1 protein-coding gene is annotated in these 663 nt (G+C 75.7%); it reads right to left on the bottom strand.

From position 1 onward, the window contains the following. Positions 1 to 663: 3-deoxy-manno-octulosonate cytidylyltransferase (gene kdsB, locus A612_RS11430; protein ID WP_019374614.1), on the bottom strand; the 663-nt coding region annotated here is incomplete at both ends.

Here is a 663-nt window from a genome sequence, read left to right as displayed (position 1 = left end):
GGGGCCGCGCCGAGCAGCGCGCGCACGCGCTCCAGGTCATCGGGCGTGTCCACGCCGGCGCCGGGCGCCTGTTGCGTCACGTGCACGGCGATGCGGTGGCCGTGCCAGAGGGCGCGCAGCTGCTCGAGCTGCTCGAGCTGCTCGGTCGGCGCGGGGGGCAGCTGTGGGAAGCGCGCGAGGAAGCCCGCGCGGTAGCTGTAGATGCCGATGTGGCGCAGCGGGGCGAAGCCGGCCGGCCCGCCTTGCGCCCACCAGTCGCTGCCCGGCGCGTGGTCGCGCGCGAAGGGGATCGGTGCGCGGCTGAAGTAGCTGGCCAGGCCTTGCGCATCGGTCACCACCTTGACGACGTTGGGATTGGACAGGTCCTGCGCGCTGGCGATGGGGTGCGCAGCGGTGCCCATGGCGGCCTCGGGCCGGTGGACCAGCAGGGCGGCCACGGCGTCGATCAGCGCCGGCTCGATCAGGGGCTCGTCCCCCTGCACGTTCACGACGATGGCCTCGGGCGGCAGCGCGAGCTGCTGGCAGGCCTCGGCCAGGCGGTCGCTGCCGCTGGCGTGGTCGCGGCGCGTAAGCAGCACGTCCACGCCGTGGGTGCGGCAGGCCTCCACGATGCGCGCATCGTCGGCCGCCACCACGCAGCGCCGCGCGCCGCTGGCGGCGGCC

The organism is Melaminivora alkalimesophila (genome assembly GCF_000282995.1).
Taxonomy (GTDB): Bacteria; Pseudomonadota; Gammaproteobacteria; order Burkholderiales; family Burkholderiaceae_C; genus Melaminivora; species Melaminivora alkalimesophila.
This window is presented reverse-complemented; position numbering and strand designations above follow the sequence as displayed.